This is a genomic window from Pseudoxanthomonas sp. LjRoot204_2 (genome assembly GCF_056175765.1).
Window position 1 is genome coordinate 1 of sequence record NZ_JBGFFG010000311.1, and the last position, 4088, is coordinate 4088.

Annotated in this window: 1 protein-coding gene and 1 pseudogene; both read left to right on the top strand. The window is 69.0% G+C overall.

What is annotated here, in order from left to right:
- A pseudogene (locus AC04L7_RS13670) lies at positions 1-618 on the top strand (hypothetical protein); the annotation flags it as partial.
- A gap of 86 nt (positions 619-704) precedes the next feature.
- A partial coding sequence (locus AC04L7_RS13675) for a DNA repair ATPase (protein ID WP_475513210.1) occupies positions 705-4088 on the top strand: 3384 nt, incomplete at its 3' end.

Consider the following 4088-nt stretch of genomic DNA (forward strand, 5'->3'; position numbering starts at 1 on the left):
GCGCCGGGCCTGGCCGAAGCACAGGTGCAGGAAGCCAACGCCGTGGCCATGGAGAAGACCGGCCTGGCCGAAGCGCGCGTGCTGGAAGCCAAGGCCGACGCCACCTACAAGCAGGGCAACGCCGATGCACGCGTGCTGACCGAGCGCCTGACCGCCGAAGCCGAAGGTGCGCAGAAGCTGGGCCAGGCCAATGCCAGCGCGACGCAGGCGATGGGCGACGCCGAAGCCAGCAACATCGCCAAGAAGATGTCCGCCGAGGCCGAGGGCCTGACGTCCAAGTTCGATGCGATGGGCAAGATGAGCCCGGATGCGCGCAGCCACGAGGAGTTCCGCATGCTGCTGGAAACCCAGCTGCGCCAGCTGCTTGCGTCGATCGACGCCGGCAAGGCGATCTCGCGCGAGAACGCCGAAGTGCTGGCCGGCGCGCTGAAGAACGCCAACATCGAACTGATCGGTGGCGACGGTGGCGTGTTCAATGCGCTGACCAAGGGCATCTCGCTGGGCAAGGCGCTGGAAGGCATCGTTGGCGAGAGTCCCATCGCCTCGCAGCTGCTGGGTCGGCTGGCAGGCACGGGACTGCCGGCGGCCGGTCGCCAGGCAGAAGCCACCGACGCCTGACGCCCTGCCATGAGCCGGACCGGCGGCGCGTGCCGCCGGCCCCGATTTCCGCATCGACCGCCCAGGACGGGCGAGGATGAGGTCCGATGTCCGAGACGCCGAACACCGCCGTTCCCTCCACCGATACGCAGGTCGACCAGGCCGTGGCCCAGGGCGGCGCCTACGACGTGCTGCGCCGTCGCCTCGACGAACAGGGTGCGCGCCTGCGTACGCTCGTGGAAGCGCTGAACACGCGCCGCCTGCAGGAATTCGGCGACAGCCGCATGGAGGCCATCGGCCGCCTGCGCATCCGCACCGAGCACAATTCGGTCGGGCGCGACATCGTGCAGGTCGGCGACCTGCTGCTGTTCGGCTTCAACGTCTACATGGGCCTGAAGGCGACCACCTCGGTCGCCGACGTGTTCGGCATCTATCGCCTGGTGGAGACCGGCGACGGCTACGACGTGGCGCCCGTCGACATTGCGGCGACCTTCCTGGGCGACGACGCGTTCCAGCGCGATTTCAGCGAGCTGTACAGCTACTACAAGGACGCGCGGCTGCTGCAGTTGATCGTGCGCGACGGGCGCCTGCTGATGGCGTTCCAGATCGGCCTGAAGAACACCGACGTGCGGGTGTTCCGCTGGACGCTCACGGCCGAGGGCGAGGTGAACTACCTCGATGCGCGCGGCGAGCGCGACATCGTGCTGCCGCCTCCGTTCGATTTCGAATGGTCGCGCGCCACCAAGGACATGGAGGTCAGTGGCCGCCACCCGCACCTGAACATCCTCGACACCCTGTTCGTGGAGACCATCGGCGGCGACCTGACGCTGAAGGTGGAAAACAACACGGAGACCGGCGCCGGCGTCTACAGCGAACCGGTCGAGGACCGCACGCAGTCGCTGGACGACGCGCAGATCGAATTCGCGCGGGTCGGCTCGCTGATCCTGCTCAAGGTGCTGCCGTACCGCGAGGGCACGTGGCGCGGACTGGTCTACAACACGCAGACCGGCAAGGCGACCCGACTGGACGCCATCGTGCAGGCCTGCATCCAGCTGCCCGAGGACCACGGCATCATCTTCCCGGGCGGCTACTACCTGCAGAATGGCGAGCACAAGGCCTTCGACGCCGCCGTGCAGCACATGCAGTACAAGCGCACGATCCGTTCGCCGAACGGCGAAGACGTGATGTACATCTTCTACGAGCGCGAGACCGGCCAGGCCGCCCTGCTCGTCTACAACCTTGTGCAGCGCCGCCTGCAGCCGCCGGTGCTCGCGCACGGCTATGCGCGCCTGCACGACGGGCGCATGGTGCTGTTCCGCGCCGAGAACGACGACCCCACCCGCGTCCACCCGATGCAGGTATGGCAGACGCCCTTCACGTCCGACGAATTCGCCGCCACGCGTCCGGCCGGCACGTCGTTCATGGCGAAGCTCGGCAATGCCGAGCTGGTGCGCGCCGTGTCGAATCTGTTCGACCTCGCCCGCGAGATCGAGCGCCCGGACGTGTCCGCGCAGCGCTACCAGTTGCTGACGCACGGCACGCGACGCCTGTTCGACGTGCACCACTGGATCGACGATACGCAGTGCGATGGCCTGGCCACGCTGCTGCACGAGATCGCCGGCACCGGTGAGTCGGTGCTGGACGAGTACGAGAAGGTGCAGGAGATCCGGCGCCAGTCGGAAACGTCGATGGCGCTGGCGCAGCGCGACCATCGCGCCCTGCTCGGCCGCCTGCAGCCGGAGGGGTGGACCGGCATCGGCGAGTTCGTCGAGGCGCTGGGCGCGGTATCGCGCCTGCGCGGTCATCTGCTGACGCTGCGCGACTTCCGCTACATCGATACGGCGGCCATCGACGCGATGACGGCCGCGCTGCAGGAAGCGCATGAGCGTATCGGCACGGCGACCGGCCAGTTCCTCGCCGGCGAAAAAGCGCTCGCGCCGTTCCAGCAGCGCCTGCTGGAACTCGACGCACGCGCGCAGAAAGCCGCCAGCGCACGCGAACTGGCAGAAGCCATCGAGGCCATGCAGGGCATGGCCGGCGAGCTCGACATGCTGTCCGAACTGATGGCGACGCTGCGGGTGGACGACGCGACCCAGCGCACCCGCGTCGTCGACGCCCTGTCGGCCATCTACGCCCGCCTCAACCAGACCCGCGCACGCGCCACCCAGCGGCGCCGCGAACTCGGCTCCGCCGAAGCAGTGGCGCAGTTCGGCGCGCAGTTCACTCTCTTCAGCCAGGCCGTGAGCAATGCGCTGGCCATGGCCACCACGCCGGAGCGCGCCGACGAGCAGCTGTCGCGCCTGATGGTGCAGCTGGAGGAACTGGAGAGCCAGTTCGGCGAGCACGAACAGTTCCTCGGCGACATCCTGTCCAAGCGCGAGGAGATGCTGGACGCCTTCGAGGCGCACAAGCAGGCGCTGCTGGACGATCGGCAGCGCAAGGCGCAGTCGGTGCAGGAAGCCGCCAACCGCATCCTGGAGGGCCTCGGCCGGCGCACCGAGCGCTTCACCACGCCGGACGAACTCAACGCGTTCTTCGCCGGCGATGCGCTGATCCTGAAACTGCGCGAACTGGCCGGCCGCCTGCGCGAGCTGAAGGACTCGGTGAAGGCCGACGACATCGAAGCGCGCATCAAGGGCGCCCGCGACCAGGCCGTGCGCGGCCTGCGCGACCGCAGCGACCTGTTCGAAGACGCGGGCAACGTCATCCGCCTCGGACCGCGCCATCGTTTCAGCGTCAACACGCAACCCTTGGACCTGACGCTGATCCCGCGCGGCGACACGCTGGCCGTGCACCTGACCGGCACCGACTACCTGGCGCCGCTGCAGGAACCGGCGCTGGACGCCCTGCGCGACTACTGGAACGTCAGCCTCGAATCCGAATCGCCCTCGCTCTACCGCGGCGAGTACCTCGCATGCCGGCTGCTGGATGACGCGCTGGCGGGCGAGGCCGGGCTCAGCATGCAGGCGCTCGAACACGCACTGGCCGATCCCGAGGCACTCGACAGGATCGTCCGCGAGTACGCCGCGCAGCGTTATCGCGAAGGCTACGAGAAGGGCATCCACGACCATGATGCGGCCGCGATCCTGCGCGCGTTCCTCCCCCTGCGCAATGCCGCGGGCACCCTGCGGCACGCGCCGTCCGCGCGCGCGCTGGCGGTCGCCTGGTGGTGCCGCAGCGACGCCGTGCCGCAGGAAACGATCGAGCGCATCCGCGCCGCCCGCGCGATCGATGCGCTGTCGCCGGCGGGCCGCGCCATGGCGACGCTGCGCGACGACCTGGCGGCCACGCTCGCCGAGTGGATCCAGCGCGATGCGCTGCCCTTCGCCAGGACGGACACGAAGGCGGCCGCCACGTTCCTGATGGACACTGTCACCACGGCGACACCGACCTTCCGCTTCACCCACTACGCCGACGCGCTGGTGTCCGCCTTCCGCGCACGCCTGACCGACGACGCGGGTGGTGCCGTCCTCGCCAGCGCACTGCAACGG